Annotated in this window: 15 protein-coding genes and 1 riboswitch; of the genes, 4 read left to right on the forward strand and 11 right to left on the reverse strand. The window is 63.3% G+C overall.

Going from position 1 to position 16,466, the window contains the following annotated elements; translation table 11 throughout:
- Positions 1-117 precede the first annotated feature (117 nt).
- Genes FYJ74_RS04675 through FYJ74_RS04685 form a run of 3 tightly spaced genes read left to right on the forward strand, consistent with a single transcriptional unit; the run spans position 118 to position 2,824 of the window.
- The gene (locus FYJ74_RS04675; RefSeq protein ID WP_154528432.1) at positions 118-792 is read left to right on the forward strand and encodes a sugar transferase; all 675 of its coding nucleotides are present in this window, start codon (positions 118-120) and stop codon (positions 790-792) included.
- Complete coding sequence (locus FYJ74_RS04680; RefSeq protein ID WP_154528433.1) at positions 789-1,661, forward strand: NAD-dependent epimerase/dehydratase family protein; 873 nt, start codon at positions 789-791, stop codon at positions 1,659-1,661. The genes FYJ74_RS04675 and FYJ74_RS04680 overlap by 4 nt, the downstream gene beginning before the upstream one ends.
- Positions 1,658-2,824 (forward strand): glycosyltransferase family 4 protein, encoded by a 1,167-nt coding sequence (locus FYJ74_RS04685; protein WP_154528434.1) that lies wholly within the window; start codon positions 1,658-1,660, stop codon positions 2,822-2,824. The genes FYJ74_RS04680 and FYJ74_RS04685 overlap by 4 nt, the downstream gene beginning before the upstream one ends.
- A gap of 39 nt (positions 2,825-2,863) precedes the next feature.
- Here the strand turns inward: FYJ74_RS04685 and FYJ74_RS04690 are convergent, their stop codons facing one another.
- The 4 genes from FYJ74_RS04690 to thiT form a co-directional block, all read right to left on the reverse strand.
- Entirely contained in the window at positions 2,864-3,595 is a 732-nt protein-coding gene (locus FYJ74_RS04690; RefSeq protein ID WP_154528435.1) for a glycosyltransferase family 32 protein, read from the reverse strand.
- 24 nt (positions 3,596-3,619) lie between these two features.
- Complete coding sequence (locus FYJ74_RS04695; RefSeq protein WP_154528436.1) at positions 3,620-4,849, reverse strand: class I SAM-dependent rRNA methyltransferase; 1,230 nt, start codon at positions 4,847-4,849, stop codon at positions 3,620-3,622.
- A 149-nt stretch (positions 4,850-4,998) separates the two neighbouring features.
- On the reverse strand, positions 4,999-6,027 hold the full coding sequence (locus FYJ74_RS04700) for a hypothetical protein (protein WP_154528437.1): 1,029 nt from the start codon (positions 6,025-6,027) through the stop codon (positions 4,999-5,001).
- 22 nt (positions 6,028-6,049) lie between these two features.
- A complete protein-coding gene (gene thiT / locus FYJ74_RS04705) occupies positions 6,050-6,553 on the reverse strand; it encodes an energy-coupled thiamine transporter ThiT (protein WP_154528438.1) in 504 nt (167 codons plus the stop codon).
- 39 nt (positions 6,554-6,592) lie between these two features.
- Positions 6,593-6,702, reverse strand: a riboswitch (TPP riboswitch).
- Positions 6,703-6,819: 117 nt separating this feature from the next.
- On the opposite strand from thiT, the gene FYJ74_RS04710 reads away from it, so the two are divergent.
- A complete protein-coding gene (locus tag FYJ74_RS04710) occupies positions 6,820-7,776 on the forward strand; it encodes a carbohydrate kinase family protein (RefSeq protein ID WP_154528439.1) in 957 nt (318 codons plus the stop codon).
- A gap of 191 nt (positions 7,777-7,967) precedes the next feature.
- Here the strand turns inward: FYJ74_RS04710 and pgsW are convergent, their stop codons facing one another.
- The 7 genes from pgsW to FYJ74_RS04745 all read right to left on the reverse strand — a co-directional run bounded on the left by pgsW (position 7,968) and on the right by FYJ74_RS04745 (position 16,461).
- A complete protein-coding gene (gene pgsW, locus FYJ74_RS04715) occupies positions 7,968-8,888 on the reverse strand; it encodes a poly-gamma-glutamate system protein (RefSeq protein WP_195838798.1) in 921 nt (306 codons plus the stop codon).
- 248 nt (positions 8,889-9,136) lie between these two features.
- Entirely contained in the window at positions 9,137-10,375 is a 1,239-nt protein-coding gene (locus tag FYJ74_RS04720; protein WP_154528441.1) for an MFS transporter, read from the reverse strand.
- Between the two features lie 52 nt (positions 10,376-10,427).
- Positions 10,428-11,759: a magnesium transporter gene (gene mgtE, locus FYJ74_RS04725; RefSeq protein ID WP_154528442.1), complete on the reverse strand. Its 1,332-nt coding sequence runs from the start codon at positions 11,757-11,759 to the stop codon at positions 10,428-10,430.
- Positions 11,760-11,830: 71 nt separating this feature from the next.
- On the reverse strand, positions 11,831-13,183 hold the full coding sequence (mgtE, locus tag FYJ74_RS04730; protein ID WP_154528443.1) for a magnesium transporter: 1,353 nt from the start codon (positions 13,181-13,183) through the stop codon (positions 11,831-11,833).
- A gap of 459 nt (positions 13,184-13,642) precedes the next feature.
- Positions 13,643-14,221, reverse strand: coding sequence for a 4Fe-4S dicluster domain-containing protein (locus tag FYJ74_RS04735; protein ID WP_154528444.1), 579 nt, complete (start codon positions 14,219-14,221; stop codon positions 13,643-13,645).
- Between the two features lie 21 nt (positions 14,222-14,242).
- On the reverse strand, positions 14,243-15,229 hold the full coding sequence (locus tag FYJ74_RS04740) for a respiratory chain complex I subunit 1 family protein (RefSeq protein ID WP_154528445.1): 987 nt from the start codon (positions 15,227-15,229) through the stop codon (positions 14,243-14,245).
- Entirely contained in the window at positions 15,223-16,461 is a 1,239-nt protein-coding gene (locus FYJ74_RS04745; RefSeq protein WP_154528446.1) for a hydrogenase large subunit, read from the reverse strand. Before FYJ74_RS04745 ends, FYJ74_RS04740 begins: the two co-directional genes overlap by 7 nt.
- Positions 16,462-16,466: the final 5 nt, after the last annotated feature.

A 16,466-nucleotide genomic window follows, 5' to 3' on the forward strand; every position in this document is an offset into this window, starting at 1 on the left:
CAGAAAGCGCCGAAGAAATCAAGGCGGCGGCAAAACGAAGCGCGGCGGGAAGGAAACGCGCCCCGTTTTCGCGCTCAGTGGGATATAATGAAAAAAATCTTCGCGGAGGCCGAGGCCATGATTCTGATCAGCGGAAAAAGTTATCTGCCGCTCAAGCGGCTTATGGATATTCTCGGATCGTTGGCGGCGCTGCTGGTTCTTTCCCCGCTGATGGTCGGGGTCGCTCTGCGGGTGAAAAGGGAGATGGGTTCTCCCGTCATCTTCGCTCAGCCGCGCCCGGGGCGCGGCGAAAAGATTTTTCTGAACTACAAGTTCCGCTCCATGCGTCACGCCGTCGACGCTTCGGGACGCCCGCTGCCCGACCGGGAACGCCTCACGCCGTTCGGCCGCAGGCTGCGCCGTTCCAGCCTCGACGAACTGCCCGAGCTGTGGAATGTCCTCAAGGGCGACATGAGCCTCGTCGGGCCGCGGCCGCTGCTGGTCGATTTTCTGCCGCTTTTCGGCGAAGAGGAAGCCCGCCGCCACTCCGTGCGCCCGGGGCTCACGGGGCTGGCCCAGATCAACGGGCGCAACGCCATGAGCTGGGAAAAGCGCCTCCAGTACGATCTCGAATACGTCGACCGCCTCAGCCTGTGGCTCGACCTCAAGATCCTCTGGCGCACCGTCGCCGCCGTTTTGCGCCGCGACGGCGTCGACGCCGGCGAAGGGGAAACGATCATCGCGCCGCCGACGGAGATCAAGCGGCCCCGCGCGCTCGAAAAGATCGACGGCGCGAAGGAGCGATCGTCATGAAAAAGATTCTCGTCGCCGGCGCCCGCAGCTTTGTGGGACGCTCTTTCGCCGGATGGCTGGAACGGTTCGGCGGCTGCTATCGCACTGATTTCGTCAGCCTGCGCGGCGCGGAATGGCGCCGGCGCAGCTTCGCCGGTTACGACGCCTTGATCCACTGCGCGGGGATCGCCCACCTGTCCGCCGGGCCCGACGAGCTTTATCTGCGCGTCAACCGCGACCTTGCCGAAGAAACCGCGCTCAAAGCCCGGCGCGAGGGCGTCGGACAGTTCGTCTTCATGAGCAGCATCGCCGTTTACGGCGACAGCGCGCCGCCGGGAAAGGAAAAAATCATCGCGGCCGAGACCGTTCCCGCGCCGGCGAACGTTTACGGACGGTCGAAGCTGGAAGCCGAAGGGAGACTCGCCGCGCTCGCCGCGCCGGCGTTCAGGATCGCCGTCGTCCGCGCCCCGCTGATTTACGGCCCGGGCTGCAAGGGAAACTTTCCCGCGCTGATCGGATACGCGCGCCGCCTGCCGCTTTTCCCCAAGGTGAAAAACCGCCGCAGCATGATCTATATCGGCAACCTCTGCGAACAGCTTCGCCTGCTCGTCGACCGGGAGGATTCCGGCACGTTCTTCCCACAGAACGAAGCGTACGTCGGTACTTCCGATCTGGTGCGCCGTCTGGGCGCGCTTCAGGGGCGGAAAATCACTCTCACGCGGCTTCTCAATCCTGCGCTGTATTTTTTGCGCCGCTTCACGCCGGCCGTCGACAAAGCCTTCGGCTCTCTCTGCTACGCGTGGGAGTTAAGCCGATGCGGAGAGTACAACGTCGTGCCGTTCGAACGATCTCTTGTGGAAACGCTGAACGCATTCGAGAATTTCCGATGAAAAAACTTCTTCTTGCGACAACAATCCAGCGAACGTTGCGCGATTTTCTGCTTCCTTACGGCGACCATTTCCGCGCCCAAGGCTGGCAGGTCGACGCGATGGCCAACGTGCGCGATCCCTTTCCCGCCGCGGCGGATCATTTCGATCATTTTTACGCCGTCGACTGGGGACGCAGCCCTCTCGATCCGCATAATTTCGCGCGCACGCCGAATTTCGTGCGGAAACTGGTGCTGCGGCAGCGGTACGACATCGTCCACGTGCACACGCCCGTGGCGGCCTTCGTCGCCCGCTTCGCCCTGCGCCGGCTGCGCGCCGCGGGAAAGATCAAAGTCGTGTACACCGCGCACGGCTTCCATTTCTTCAAGGGCAACTCGAAAATAAAAAACGGCCTGTTCATCGCCCTCGAAAAGCTCGCCGGGCGCTGGACAGACCATTTGATCGTCATCAACGAAGAAGATTACGACGCCGCGCTGAAATACTGCATCGTTCCGCGCGAAAACGTCACCTTGATGCCGGGGATCGGCGTCGATTTATCGCAATACAGCCGCGACGCCGTCAGCGACGCACAGGTCGCCTCCGTGCGCCGGGAAATGGGGTTAATTCCGGAAGACCGCTATATCCTGATGATCGCCGAGTTCAATCCCGGCAAACGCCACCGCGACGCCGTCAGGGCGCTCGCACGAATCGAGGACCCGCGGCTTCACCTCGCCTTCGCCGGACAGGGACCGCTGCTTGCCGAAACGAAAGCGCTGGCCCGCCGCTGCGGCGTCGAAAAACGCTGCCATTTTCTCGGCCAGCGCGCCGACGTTCCCGCGCTGCTCAAAGGCGCGGCCGCCGCCGTGCTGCCCTCGGAACGCGAAGGCCTGCCCCGCTCGGTGCTGGAAGCCATGGCCATGGGCACGCCGGCGATCGGCGCCGACGTCCGCGGCACGCGCGACCTGCTCGCCGGCGGCTGCGGCACGCTCGTGCCCGTGGGCGACACGGAAGCGCTGGCACGCGCGTTCCACGCCGTTTTCGGCGCGCCCGCGTCCGCCAGACAGCACGTCAGGCAGGCCTCGGAAAAGGTCAAAAACTATGACATCGAACGCCTCCAAAAAATGCACGAACAACTCTACGCCGAACTTCTCTCTCCAGCGCCCGCGCCTCGGGAAAAGAAACGATAATTCCGCCCCGCGGCGAGAAAAATTCGTTTTCAGACACAACTACGCGTCTTTCCCCCGCACAATCCGCCGCGCCACATCGTACAGATGGATTTTCCGCAGCACTCTCCCCAGCCCGCTCAACAGCCGGGCGCCCGGCGGACGCCAGCTTCCCGCGAACCAATGAACCGTAAAGGCGCCGGCGAAATTTTTTCCGTAATTCTCGCCTTTCAGAGTCAGCGGGCAAAAGATCTCCTGCGGATAGATACACAGGCCGTCGTCAAGAAACTGCTTCCGATTGTTCAAAAGCACGCCGTACCGTTCCTGAAGGTCCCGCGTGATCGGCACCGTATTCGGCGTCAGATCGGGGACGCCGTTTTCATCGACGAAACGTTTCCGCACGTAGTCGTCGAGCAATCCTTTGATCCACGGGTGTCCCGCCTCGGCTCCCATGATCCCGGTCACGGGGCAGCCGGGACGCTCGAATCCGGTAAAAGCCCGGTGCCGCAAAAAGCCATCGAGCGGCTTCAGCACCTCGACGTCGCTGTCCAGATAAATCCCCCCCTGATGATACAGAGCGTAAAGCCTCAGAAAATCCGAGACGAAGGCCCATTTTTTCATGGCCGCCGCTTCCCGTGTAAACCGAAACGCGGAAAGGTCGAAATTCCGCTCGTTCCAAAGAACGATCCTGTAATCGGGCAGATATTTCTTCCATGAAGCAAGACATCGGCGTCCCAGCGCCGGGAATTCCTTTTCGCCGAACCAGCAGTAATGGATGATCTTGGGAACCGCCACGTCTTCTCCCCCCTGACGCTGATTTTATACCACCTGAAACAGATAGAACTTGAGGTACTCGGTCTCCGGCACGCCCCAGAGGACCGGGTGGTCGGGGGATTGGCCGCGGGCCTCGATCTGGCGCAGGCTGACCTTGGCGTCGGCGGCCGCGGCGGCCAGTGTTTGGCGGAACAGCTCGCCGGTCATGAAGTGGGAGCACGAGGCCGTGGCGAGGTAGCCGCCGCGGGGCAGCAGCTTCATGGCCTTGAGATTGATCTCCTTGTAGCCGCGCGCGGCGTCGCGCACGCTGCGGCGCGATTTGGCAAAGGCGGGCGGATCGAGGATGATCATGCCGTACTCGCCGCGGGCGCGGCAGGCCATGCCGGCGAGCAGGTCGAACACGTCGGCGGCGACGAAGTCCATGCGGTCGAGGCAGCCGTTCAGCGCGGCGTTGTGACGCGCCATCTCCAGAGCGCTTGCGGAGACGTCCACGGCGGTGACGTGCGCCGCGCCGCCCCTGACGGCGTTGAGCGCGAATGAACCGGTGTGGGTGAAGCAGTCCAGCACGTTCAGACCGGCGCACAGGCGGGCCGCCGCGGCGCGGTTGAACTTCTGGTCGAGGAAGAAGCCCGTCTTCTGCCCCTCCACGAAATCGACGTCGTAGAGCACGCCGTTCTCACAGATGCGCGCCGTGCGCCGCCCCGCCAGCGAGCAGCCGTCCATGGCGAACTCGCCGCTGAAACGCGGCAGTCCCTCGCGGTCGCGGATCGCAGAATCGCTGCGCTCGTACAGGCCGCTGATCCGCTGTCCGTCTTCGCGCAGCAGCCGCACCAGCATGGGAAACAGCAGGGGCTTCATCTTGTCCATGCCGAGCGACAGCACTTCGGCCACCAGCACGTCGTCGAAGCGGTCCACGGTCAGCCCGGGAAAGCCGTCGGAATCGCCGAAGATCAGGCGGCAGCAGCCGTACTGACCGCCCATGACCGACTTGCGGTAATTCAGCGCGTAGCGCAGGCGGCGCTCGAAGAAAGCGGCGTCGAAGCGGTCGTTGGCGTTGGCGGAAATGAGGCGCACGCGGATCTTGGAATGATCGTTGACGAAGCCCGTGCCGAGGTAAACGTCCCCGCGCCCGACCACGTCCACAAGATCGCCGGGCGCGTACCGCCCCCGAACGTCCGTAACTTCTTCGCCGTAGACCCACGGATGCCCGCCTTTGACGCTGCGCTCCGCCTTGGGCGTGACGGTGAAGCGCGGATAGTGCCGTTCCTGTTTCATGATTGAGCTCCTCGAAGACCGGCCTGAACGGCCGCGATTTTTCGCCATTATACCATCATGCGAACCGGCTTTTGCGGCAAAAACGAGGGCGAACGGCCGAATTTCCCCGGTCGTCCGCCCTCGTTGTTTTTTTCAGAAAAGCTCCTCGTTCAGCGGCTCTCCATGCCTCTTCTCGGCTCGAGGATCTCGCGCACGATCAGATACATGAGGTTGTGCAGGATCGAGGGCTCCTGACCGGGCGCGTGCAGCAGCGTCCCGCCGGCGCCGAACTGTTCCTCAAGAAGCAGAAAGACCTGACGCGATTCCGCCGCGCGCCCCGCCTGGGCCAGCACGTAAGCGCCCAGCGACGCGGCCGCCAGCGACGCCTGCGCGCCCGTCGCGAGAAATTCCGGCTCGAGGCGCAGCTTTTCCACCAGCCGGTCCATGGAATGGAGCGGCACAAGGCCGCCGTCCACAAGATTGGCCATGATCAGCAGCGCGTCGAGAGAGCCGTCCTGACTGTCGACGTAGCTGCGCTTGTCCACGTCGTAGGACAGCCGCAGCGTCTGCGCGCCGCTTCCCGCCAGCAGGATGCCGAGGCAGCGCTGCGCCACCGGCTCCCACTGAGAAGAAAAACTTTGCAGCTGCTGCAGCGCCTTCACGTCGACGGCGCCGAGGCTGAGGCGGTGGCTCGGCTCGTAAATGCTGAAAATGCCGGATTTGCGTTCCTTCCACGAAGCGCCGTTGATCAGCACGCTGCGGTACACGTTGAAGCGCAGCATACGCCCGGCCGTTTTCAGCGCGCGTTCGCGGTAGCGCGGTTCGTTCCATCGCTCCGCCGCGTCGAGCAGCACGCGGCAGAACTGCAGGTCCGTCGCGGTGAGATTCTCGCACGCCACCGGCTTCAGCGAAGCGTCCAGCTGGCGGTACAGCAGCATCAGCGGCGACTGGAAGCGTTTCACCACCAGGCGATAGAGCGCCTCGAAGCGTTCGCGGTCGTTCTGCAGCAGCCGCAGGCGCAGCTCGCGCACAACCACTTCCGACGAATAGGTGCCGCCGCCGGGCTGATCGGGCAGCAGGCCGTTTTCGGCGCGGCACGCTTCCAGCGCGCTCTCCACGGACGCCCGCGCCGGAACGCCCGCCAGAGCCAGAGCCAGCAGAGCGCCCAGCGCGGCTTCCAGAAAACGGTTCCTTTTCACGACGGCGCCACCCCCGTATCGCTCAGAATTTTTTCAGCCGCGCCAAAATCAAAGGCACCAGGATCAGCGCGATCACCATGTTGGCGGCCATGAAACTGCCGTTGTACAGCAGCGAATAGACCAGCGGATGCGTGCCGGCCGGCGCGTAGGACGCGAAAAACACCACGCCCGAGGCCACGTGGCAGACGATCCGCGCCGCCACGGCGATGAGGATGCCGGCGAAGACGTGCTCCCCGCCCAGCGCCGCCAGTCCCAGCGCGGCGTAGGCCAGCGGGTAGTCGAGCAGCCCCTGCACGGGATGGACCACGTAGCCGCCCATCACGTACTGCAGAAGACCGGCCACGGCGCCCGCGCCGATCCCTTTCAGCAGTCCCCAGCGCATCGCGTAGACCAGCAGCGGCACGATCTCCAGCGTCACCGAGCCGCCCTGAGGCAGACGGAACAACCTCAGCCGCGAGAACACCACCGCCAGCGCAATGCACAGCGCCGCCTCCACCACCGACTGCGTTTTGCTGCGTTGATACATCGAAAAGACCTCCCGTAAAATCAAAAGATTTACAGGGGACGGGGAAACCCCGCACCTTCCCTGCACCGGTATGAACCGGATCAGGTTCCAAGGGTCGAGACCGTTTCGTCTCCTCTCAGCCGGATACGCCGACGCCCCCGGTTCCTGTTTTTATTATCATCGTTCCGGGCGGACGCGTCAAGGCCGTCTCGCCGAAAGGCGCCCGGCTATGGTAGACTTGTGAAAACGAACGCGCCGTCCCAGCGGCACAAAAGGAGAAAAAGACCATGAAACCAATTCTGTTCTTCGGAGAAGCGCTGATGGACCAGTTTTACGACGCCGCAGGCGAACTGCAAAGCTCGCTGCCCGGCGGCTCCGTGCTCAACGCGGCCGTCGGCGCGGCGCGTCTCGGCCTGCCGACGGCCTTCTGCGGCGGCATCGGCGGCGACGAGGAAGGGCGCGCCCTGCTGCGCCTGCTGAACCGCGAAGACATCGATCACCGCTTCACCTTCTACAAAAAAGACCGCGCCACCGCCGCCGCGCAAGTGCGTCTCACGCCGCAGGGGCAGCCGGCCTTCGCCTTCCGCCGCGCGGGCTGCGCCGACGAATCCGTGACGCCCGACGACATGGCGGGGATCGACCCGAACGACTTCAGCGGCCTGCACTGCGGCGGCGTCATGCTCGCCTCCGAACCGGGAGCGTCCGCGCAGGAAGCCTTGGCGGAAAAATTTTACGACGCCGCCGTTCCCGTGTCGTTCGATCTCAACGTCCGTCCCGCGCTGATCGCCGACAAGCAAAACTACTGCGAACGGGCGCTGAGATTCATGATCCGTCCGCAGCTCGTCAAGTTCAGCCGCGACGACATCGAATGGTTCTTTCCCGGCGAGGACGTCAACGACAGCTTCGCCGCCATGCATCAGGCGCGCCGCGGCGCGCTGACCGTGCTTACCGCCGGCGCGCAGGGCTCGCTGATCGCTTCGGGACAAGTCTGCGAGCGCCTCTTTGCCTACTCCGTCGCCGTCGCCGACACGACCGGCTGCGGCGACGGCTACGCCGCCGGACTGCTGCGCGGCCTCTTCAGCCTGCCCGACGCCACCGCCTGGGACGAGCTGACCGCCGAACAGGCGCGCTGGGTCGGTTCCGGCGCGTCGGCCGTCGCCGCCCGAGTCTGCGAAAAGCAGGGCGCGATCGCCGCCATGCCACGCTTCCGCGACATCTACAGCGCCAACGGCACGCATCAGTGAACGTAAGGCGGCGAAAAACGCCAAGAAGGCCGAAAAAACGACAAACGAAAAGAGCCTGACGATCGCTCGATCGTCAGGCTCTTTTCGTGCAGACTGTTCCACGTGGAACAGTCCCGATTTATCGTCAATTCTCATTTTTTCCGCGCCGATGCGCGGCATTTTCAACGATGCCTTCCCATTGAAAATCGGTATCAGAAATTCGGTTCGGGCCCCGTGCCGTGAGGCAGACCCCAGTCGCGGCACACTCCTTTGGTGAAGAGCAGATGGACGCAGGGCACGCCTTTTTCGAGAAAATCCATGATCAGGCCGCGATCCCACGATTTCGGCTTCACCGGCCAGGGCGGCATGATCAGCCCGTGAGGCAGGACGGCGCCTTCCTCCATGCTGCGGCCAAGGCTCGTCCACGAACCGCCGCAGCTGACGAAGGCTTTGATGGGCTTTGCAGCGAAGAGCATCTGCCGGAAAGCCATGGACATGCGGAGATCCGCCGGGATCATGCAGGTTTCGCGGCGCTCGCTCATGAGCCGGCGCACGAGCGGCAGCACGTCCTCGTCGAGGACGTTCCGGCGCATGCGGTCGTCCATGCCCCCCGGCGTCAGCGCGTCGATCTTCACGTCCATGACGCCGCGTTCGCGCAGCGCGTCGAGCATCACCGGCACGGTGAATTGCGGCAGCGTGCCGCCGTACATGGAAGCGCCGTAGGAGAGCACGAAGACCGTGTTCAGTTTCAGCGTTCGCGCAGCGCAGAGCGCGGCTATCGTGAAACCTGGATAGGAACTGGTGGAGTTGATGCCGATCCAATCCCCTTCTCTGACGCCGGCGCAGATCAGATAGCCGGCCAGGGCCCCGGCCATTTCCGGTTGGGCGGCCGCGCGCTTGTCGTGCCAGCTGCCGGGGGTCGTGGCCAGCGCGGTGAACTCCTCGCCCACCAAGCCGGTGCGATCGGGATCGAGACGCACGTCGAAATCGGGCACGCGTTTCAACATTTCTTCCCACAGCGCCGTCTCGCAGCGGCGCATCAGATCGGCGGCAGCGTTCTGCCTCGCGTCTTCGAAGGCAAAAACAGGGCGTGCCGCCAGCGCCAGAATCAAGCACAAGAAAATTCTTTTCATCGTCCCCACCTTCATGACGTCGCGGCGCACGAACAACAAAAACTCATACTGATTCTTGATAGAAAGTATTAACATAGTTTTCTGGGCGCTGGGGGGAGTTCAGTCGCTCAGGACTACCTCGAGCGCTGCGCGGTCTGCGCGGCTCGCTTTGTGAATCTCCCCCGCAGCGCCCTTGCGTTCGGCTTTTTAATTAAGAAATAGTATCAGAAACGGAGCGGCTGTTTCCGAGTTTTTTCTGTCGCGATCTTTCAACGGGCTCTCTTTCCAAAACGTTTCGCCTCGCGTTCGCACCACAGATACAGAGCGGCGCAGAGCGCAAAGAGCCCGGCGTAGAGAACCAGCACGGGCGAGTAACTGCCGGCGAGGCCGTAACCGAAGTTGATCAGCGGGTTGCCGACGGCGATGCCGGCGGACATGAGCGCGAAGAAAACGCCGATCATAGCCGTGTACGCCCGAGTCCCCAGAAGATTCATCACCAGCAGCGGCACAATAATGGTTTCCACCGGCATGGCAAAGCCCAGCAGCACGGCAAACGCGACGGCGGAAAGCTCGCCCGAGGCGCGGGAAAGCATCAGCAGCGCGGCGACGCCGCACGCGCAGCTCGTCAGGAACACAGGCCGAAGCCCGAAGCGGTCGTACAGCGCGCCCCAGAGGATCTTGGCCGCGCCCAGCACGATGAACATCAGCCCCGTCATCTGTCCGGCAAAGACGGGATCGAAACCGCGATCCACGAGATGCGCGGGAGCGATCGTATAGACAGGATTGCACAGCCAGCCAAGCACGAACACAATCGCGAACAGCGCGTAAAAACGACTCGTGCGGCGCAACTCCGCAAGCGACGGTCCGTTGCCGGAGGTTTCCGCGCGCTCCTTTCCCGAAGCGGCGTTTTCCGGCCTGCGGCGCACGCGCACGAACAACGTCAGACCGAGGCCGATGCCCAGGATCAGGAACGAAGTCAAACGGTAGGAGAAACGCCAGCCGTTCTGCGCGATCCAGCGCGCCACGAGCACGTTGCCGAGGGCGCCGCCGATGCCGCTGGCGGCAAAGACAATGCCCAGCACGGTGCCTTTGCGCTCCGTGAACCAGTTGTCCACCAGATAAGAGCAGGACGCGCTGGTGCACAAAGCCAGCGCGGTGCCCTGCAGGATGCCGCCGGCGTAAAAACCGGGCAGCGTGCTGGAAGACGAAAAGATGAAAAACGCCGCTGCGAGGACCAGAAAGCCGACGCCGATCGTCCAGCGGATGCCGATTTTCGTAAAAATTTTCACCCACAGCAGATTGAAAATCGTCGTGAACAGATACCTCATGCTGAAGGTCAGGGAAAAATCGGCCCGGCTCAGACCGAACTCCCGCGTCACCGGGGCAAGATACTGCCCGTTGGGCGCGTTGCCCAGCCCCATGGCCACAAACATGAACATGAAGCTCACCGCCGCAATGACGTAGCGATATGACGAATTTTTTTCCTCCGGCTCCGCGTTTCGATTCATTTTCAACCTCTTCCCGCTTCGGGAGCGTTGCGCTCCCACTGTTCACAGACGGCTACGGCAGCACCGCGCTGGCCACGGCAAAGTACAGCGCCAGACCGAGCACGTCGACGATCGTGGCCAGCAGCGGCCCGGAGATCAGCGCCGGGTCGAAGCCGAGGCGCTTGACGACGAAGGGCATGAGCGCGCCAAGCAGGTCGGAGGCGACGACCACGCAGACCATCGCCATGGCGACCACGAACGTGACCTGTCCCCCCGCGCCGATGAAAAGCGACCGCCCCGCGGCCAGCAGCGCCATGGCGCCGCCCAGCAGCAGGGCCGTGAGCAATTCGCGCAGCAGCACCCGCCCCAGCACATTGTTCTCCAGCCGTCCCAACCCCATGGAGCGGATGATCAGCACCGAGATCTGCGCGCCTACGTTGCCGCCCGTATCGATCAGCAGCGGCACGAAGAACGAAAGCGCCAGCACCTGCGAGAGCATTTCCTCGTAATTTTCCATGATGCCCGTGGTGAGGATGCCCGTTACCAGACAGAGCAGCAGGCACGGAAAGCGCCGCAGCGCTTCGCCCCACAGGCTGCCCTCGTCGTTGTCGCCGTAAAGCCCGCCGGCGTGGTGGAACAGCTCCGTATTTTCGTCCTCCATGACGTCGAGCACGTCGTCGAAGGGCAGCGCGCCGAGAAGCCGCCCGTCCTTCACGACCGGCAGCACCTGCACGTCGTAGCGCGACATGACGCGCGCCGCCTCGGCTCGGTCCATCTCCGGCGGCACGGCGTGGCAGTCCTCCTCCGTGAGCTGCGCAACCTTCACTTCCGGCACGGCGAGGACGAGATCTTCCAGCGCCGCCGTGCCGGCGAAGCGTTCGCCGTCGATGACGAAACAGTGGTAGACCAGATCCTTGCCGGGCGCGTCGCGCCGGATCTTGTCCAGCGCTTCGGCGACCGTGTCCCGCGGCGACAGGACCACGCCGTTGCCGCTCATGATGTAGCCGACGGAATCTTCCGGCCACTCCTTTTTGGGCTGCAAAAGCTTCTGGAGGTTCTTCGGCAGCTTTTCCAGCAGCGGATGCTTTTGGCGCGAGGGCAGGGCGTTCAGCAGCTCCGGCAGCAGGCGCTCCGGCAGCGACAGGAACAGCCCGCGCAGCTCGGGGATCGAAGCGCTGCTCAGCAGTTTCTGCTTTTCGCGGCGCGACAGACCTTCGATCAGCACGGCCAGACGGGGCGGCTTCAAAATGCTGCACAGCGCCAGGGCGCTCCGCGGCGGCAGGCGCAGCAACTCTTCCTCCAGCACTTCCGGCGCCATACCCCGGATCATCAGCCGGGCTTCGTCCAGGCGCCCTTGCTGCAGCAGCGCCTTCAGACGAGAACTGTATCCCATGCGGGCGGACATGGCGGGTCGTCCTCCCGGTCCAAAACGCAGATTTTTTTCATGTTCGTCACCTCATCGCGGACACAGGCCGCTCAACTCAGGCCGATAAAGGCACCGGCGATCTCGAAATAGACGATCAGCCCGCAGACGTCGACGACCGTCGTGATCAGCGGTCCGGACATGATCGCCGGATCCAGCCGCACGGCGCGGGCCAGCAGCGGCAGCAGCGTCCCCGCCAGGTTGCCCAGCAGCACGATCAGCGTCACCGCCGCCGCCACCGTCCAGGCCACGGCCGTTCCCGTGCCGATCATCCAGGCGCGCGCCATGCCCAGCAGGCCCAGCGCGCTTCCGAGCAGAAGCCCGGTCATCGTCTCGCGCAGGATGATTCGCCCCAGGTCGTGCCACTGCACCTCGCCCACGGTCATGCCGCGGATCATCAGCGTCGCCGCCTGCGTGCCGGCGTTGCCGCCGGTACCGATCAGCAGCGGCACGAAAAACGTCAGCGACACCACACGCTGCACGATCGGCGAATAATGTTTGAGCACCGTCGACGTCAGCGCTTCGGCGACGATACAGATGATCAGCCAGATGAAGCGTTTGCGCGCGACGGTGAGCAGACCGGCGTCGAGGTAATCCTCCTCGACCGGCTCGATGCCCGCCATGCGCTCGAAGTCTTCCGTGGCTTCCTCTTCGACGATGTCGAGAATGTCGTCGAAGGTGATGATCCCGACCAGGCGGTTTTCCTTGTCCACCACCGGCAGCGTGTGCAGGTCGTAACGGGAGATGAGCTGCGCGGCCTCTTCTTGGTCGGCGGTGGTCGGCACGGAGACGGGGCCGCCGTCCATGATGTCGAGCACTTCCGTCTGCGGGTCGGCGAGGATCAGGTCTTCCAGCTCGACCATGCCGAGCAGGTGGCGTCCCTCGTCGGTGACGCAGCAGGTATAGATGGTCTCCTTGCTGCGCGCTTTCTGACGAATGCGCACCAGCGCCGCTTCTGCCGTCATGTGCGCCTTGAGGTCGATGTACTCGGGCGTCATGATGCGGCCGGCGCTGTCCTGCGGATAGCCCAGCAGCGTGTTGGCCAGCTTGCGTTCCTCGGACGACAGCTTCTGCAGCAGGCGCTTGACCGTAGTCGCCGGCAGCTCGTCGAACAGTTCCGTGCGGTCGTCGTCGGACATCTCTTCGATCATTTCCTTGACTTCGTCGTCCGTGGCATGCTGCAAAAAGCGTTCCTGCTCCTCGATGTCCAGCAGCTCGAACACTTCGACGGCCAGATCCTTGGGCAGCAGGCGGAAATAAAACACCAGGCGGGCCGGCGGCAGGTCGCGCTCCAGCCCTTCGGCGATGTCGATCGGTTCCATGTCGGAGAGAAGCTCTTTCGCTTCGCGGAAGCGCTTCTGGTCGATGCAGTTCTCGATCTGCTCGAAAAGTTTGTTGCGTTCCAAAAAAAACACTCCTTTCGCATTCCGGCAGCGGCGGCAGCCGACGCGAAAGGAACGTCAGAGCCGAGCGAAAACCGCCGGAGCTATTGTGCCGAATCGTAAGGGAATACCGTCAGCGTGTTGGTCCATCGGTTTCCGACCGCCTCCTTCTCGTGAAAACGCCCTGATACTGATTTTCAATTAAAAAGAATCATTGAAGATACCGCGCTGGCACGCGATTTCATGCGGTTTTCGACGCGCCTTCGGCGCTCAGAAAAGGGCGAAGAGCCCTTGCTTTTTTAACGAAAACGAGTATGACTCTTTTCAGGGCAATGTTTTATTATGATACACACTCGCAAAAAATGAATCAAGTGACCAAAAAGGATTTTTTCGCGCGCCCGCGTAAAAGAGGAATGGAGTGCGCAAAAAAATCGCCCGATCTTCGCAAGACCGGGCGATTTTTTGCGCGCGCATGAAACGCGCTTATTTCCCTTCGACCGCAGCAGGCTGCGCGGCAGGCGCCGGAGGTTCTGCGGAAACCGCGGGAACCTCTTCGGGCAGTTCCGGCGGCAGGAACTCCTCCACTTCGCCCGGTTTGGGGTCGAGCCACTCCTTCTGGAACGGCAGACGAAGCGCCTTTCCCGTGTCCTTTCGCAGCGTGCCGGCTTTGCGGTCGCCGGAGCTGGCAAAGGCAAAATCGGTGGTCATGCTCAGCGCCGACACGGGACAGACGTCGTTGCACTGCGCGCAGAAGCAGCAGCGGTCGCCGTGCAGCATCACCTTGCGGGGCTTCTGCCCTTCGGTGTCGGGATCGAAGACGATGGCGCGCGCCGGACAGACTTTGGTACACATGCCGCAGCCAATGCACTTGGCGCGGTCGTAATTCAGACGCCCGCGGAAGCGTCCCCAGCGCGGCACGGCAGGATTGAGAGCGACTTTCCCCTCGGCCGCCGCCTGCAGCGCGCCGCTCATGGAATCGGGCATGCGCATGGCGGGGAAAGGACGGGTCAAGCAGCGCATAAAGAACTGACGGAGCACCGTCAGCGACATGGCGTTCAGCATTGCGGATCTCCTCCCTTTCCTTTAATGAAGCATGATCTCGACGGTGATCAGGATCATGCCGGCGAGGGACAGCAGTCCCACGTACCCCCAGTAGAAACGCGCGGCCTGCCAGATCTTGAGCCGTCCGAAGACGCTGCGCAGATACGTGACGCCGACCAGTGCCGCGGCCAACACTTTCAGCCAGAACCAGAAGAAATCCACGACATAGCCCACGGCTTTGGGCAGACTGCCGGCGAACAGAGATCCAGGAAAGAACAGAGCCACCATCAGCGCCGAAAAGGCCAGCGAGCGCACGGTGATCGACAGATTGACCAGCGCCAGGTTGACGCCGCTGAACTCCACCGTCATGCCCTCGAGGATCTCCGTCTTGGCCTCGGCAATGTCCATCAGCCCCGTGCCGCTTTCGCCCGGAGTGATCATCAGCGCCGAGAAAAGGAAGCAGAGCAGGCCGATGAAGCCGCTCCAGCCCACCATGCTCCACGGGCTGCTGACGTTGTACGTCGACAGCGCAAAGGGCGCGCCCGGCACGCCGACCCGGCTGGCCAGCCACGCGATCGAGGAGACGATGATCGCCGTGGGGATCTCGAAGCTCATCATCAGCACGATCTCGCGCTGAGCGCCGATCGTGGCGATCGGCGAACCGGAAGCGAAGGCCGCCATGGCCAGACTGATGCTCGACAGCGTGATCAGGTACAGCACGGTGATCATGTCGCCGCGGCCGGAAAGCACCGCCGGCACCGAGCCCATGGGGATGTACAGGAAGATCATCAGTCCCGCCGCCAGCGCAAGCACCGGCGCACCGTTGAAAATCCAGCCCACCGCGCGGCGCGGCGTGATGTTCTCCTTGCCGAGCAGCTTGAAGAAATCGTAAAATCCCTGCAGGAGGGGCGGCCCGAGACGACGCTGCATGCGGGCGTGACCGATGCGGTCCAGCGCCTGAAAATACAGCGCGAAGAGGACGACAAAGAGCGACAGCAAAAGCGCGAGGATGATTCTCACAATCAGCATTGGCCCATCTTCCTCCTCAGGTCAGCCGTCTTCTCGCGGCTCATCTTCAAAAGTTCGTCCTTGGTGACGACGCCCTGACGGTTCGCCGCGCGGTCGGTCAGCACCATGCGCTCCATGCAGGAGATGCACGGGTCGATGCTGTTGATGATCAGCGCCGCGTCGGCGATCTCGTTGCCGATGAACATCAGCGGCCAGGCCTGGGCGTTTGCGTAGGTGGGGGCGCGGACCTTCCACATGAAGACATTCTCGTCGCCGGCTTTCAGCTCCACCACGTGCGTGACGTCGCCGCGGGGCGCCTCGATGCAGCCGTAGCCGAAGCCGCCGGCCGCCTTCAGTTTGGCCAGCCCGGCGACCGGCTTCGGAAACGCCGTGATCGGGCCTTCGGGCAACCCCTCGAGGATGCTTTCGAGCAGATCGAGCGACTGATAGACCTCAAGCAGGCGCACGAGGAAGCGGTCGAGCACGTCGCCGTGAACTTCGCCGAAATAGTCCTGAGGCACGATCGCCTTGACGGGAATGTCGCAGTACGCGTCGTAGGGCGACGACTCGCGCACGTCGGCGCGCACGCCGCTGCCGCGCGACGTCGGCCCGAGCGCGTCCAGACGCACGGCGTCGCCCGTGGGGAGCACGCCGACGTCGCGCAGACGGGCCTTGACCACCGGATCGTTGATCACGGCGTCGTAATATTCGTGGAACTCGCTACGGTAATAAGCGATCATGTCGCGCACAACGCGGTCCACCTTGGGCGTCACGTCCCAGCGCACGCCGCCGATGGCCGTCACGGCGTAGTTGACGCGGTTGCCGGTGAGCGCTTCCAGAACGTCCATGACCTTTTCGCGCAGGGCCATGCCGAGGTGAAAGGCGCTGTCGAAACCGATCGAATAACAGGCCACGCTCAGCCACAGGATGTGGGAGTGAACGCGCTCCAGTTCCAGCACCAGCGAACGGATGTACTGACCGCGCACGGGCACCTGGACTTTGGCGGCGTCTTCCACGGCCTTGGCGTACGCGATGGAATGACTGAACGAACAGATGCCGCAGATCCGCTCGGCCAGAAAGATGACCTGGACGGGATTGCGCTCGCGGCTCATGAACTCGATGCCGCGATGGATCGCGCCGGGGCGGACCGTCGCGTCGACGATACGCTCGCCCTCGATGTCGAGCCACGCCGTGACAGGTTCCTTGAGCCCCACGTGGGCGGGACCGATGGGAAGTTTATAGGTTTTGGTCATCACGG

Source organism: Pyramidobacter porci (assembly GCF_009695745.1).
Classification (GTDB): Bacteria; Synergistota; Synergistia; order Synergistales; family Dethiosulfovibrionaceae; genus Pyramidobacter; species Pyramidobacter porci.

What these genes read in the sequence shown, in the direction of transcription:
- FYJ74_RS04675 (WP_154528432.1), top strand. Translation starts at nt 118, where the DNA reads ATGATTCTGATCAGCGGAAAAAGTTATCTGCCGCTCAAGCGGCTTATG.
- FYJ74_RS04680 (WP_154528433.1), top strand. Translation starts at nt 789, where the DNA reads ATGAAAAAGATTCTCGTCGCCGGCGCCCGCAGCTTTGTGGGACGCTCT.
- FYJ74_RS04685 (WP_154528434.1), top strand. Translation starts at nt 1,658, where the DNA reads ATGAAAAAACTTCTTCTTGCGACAACAATCCAGCGAACGTTGCGCGAT.
- FYJ74_RS04695 (WP_154528436.1), bottom strand. Translation starts at nt 4,849, where the DNA reads ATGAAACAGGAACGGCACTATCCGCGCTTCACCGTCACGCCCAAGGCG.
- thiT (WP_154528438.1), bottom strand. Translation starts at nt 6,553, where the DNA reads ATGTATCAACGCAGCAAAACGCAGTCGGTGGTGGAGGCGGCGCTGTGC.
- FYJ74_RS04710 (WP_154528439.1), top strand. Translation starts at nt 6,820, where the DNA reads ATGAAACCAATTCTGTTCTTCGGAGAAGCGCTGATGGACCAGTTTTAC.
- pgsW (WP_195838798.1), bottom strand. Translation starts at nt 8,888, where the DNA reads ATGAAAAGAATTTTCTTGTGCTTGATTCTGGCGCTGGCGGCACGCCCT.
- FYJ74_RS04720 (WP_154528441.1), bottom strand. Translation starts at nt 10,375, where the DNA reads ATGAATCGAAACGCGGAGCCGGAGGAAAAAAATTCGTCATATCGCTAC.
- mgtE (WP_154528442.1), bottom strand. Translation starts at nt 11,759, where the DNA reads ATGTCCGCCCGCATGGGATACAGTTCTCGTCTGAAGGCGCTGCTGCAG.
- FYJ74_RS04735 (WP_154528444.1), bottom strand. Translation starts at nt 14,221, where the DNA reads ATGCTGAACGCCATGTCGCTGACGGTGCTCCGTCAGTTCTTTATGCGC.
- FYJ74_RS04740 (WP_154528445.1), bottom strand. Translation starts at nt 15,229, where the DNA reads ATGCTGATTGTGAGAATCATCCTCGCGCTTTTGCTGTCGCTCTTTGTC.
- FYJ74_RS04745 (WP_154528446.1), bottom strand. Translation starts at nt 16,461, where the DNA reads ATGACCAAAACCTATAAACTTCCCATCGGTCCCGCCCACGTGGGGCTC.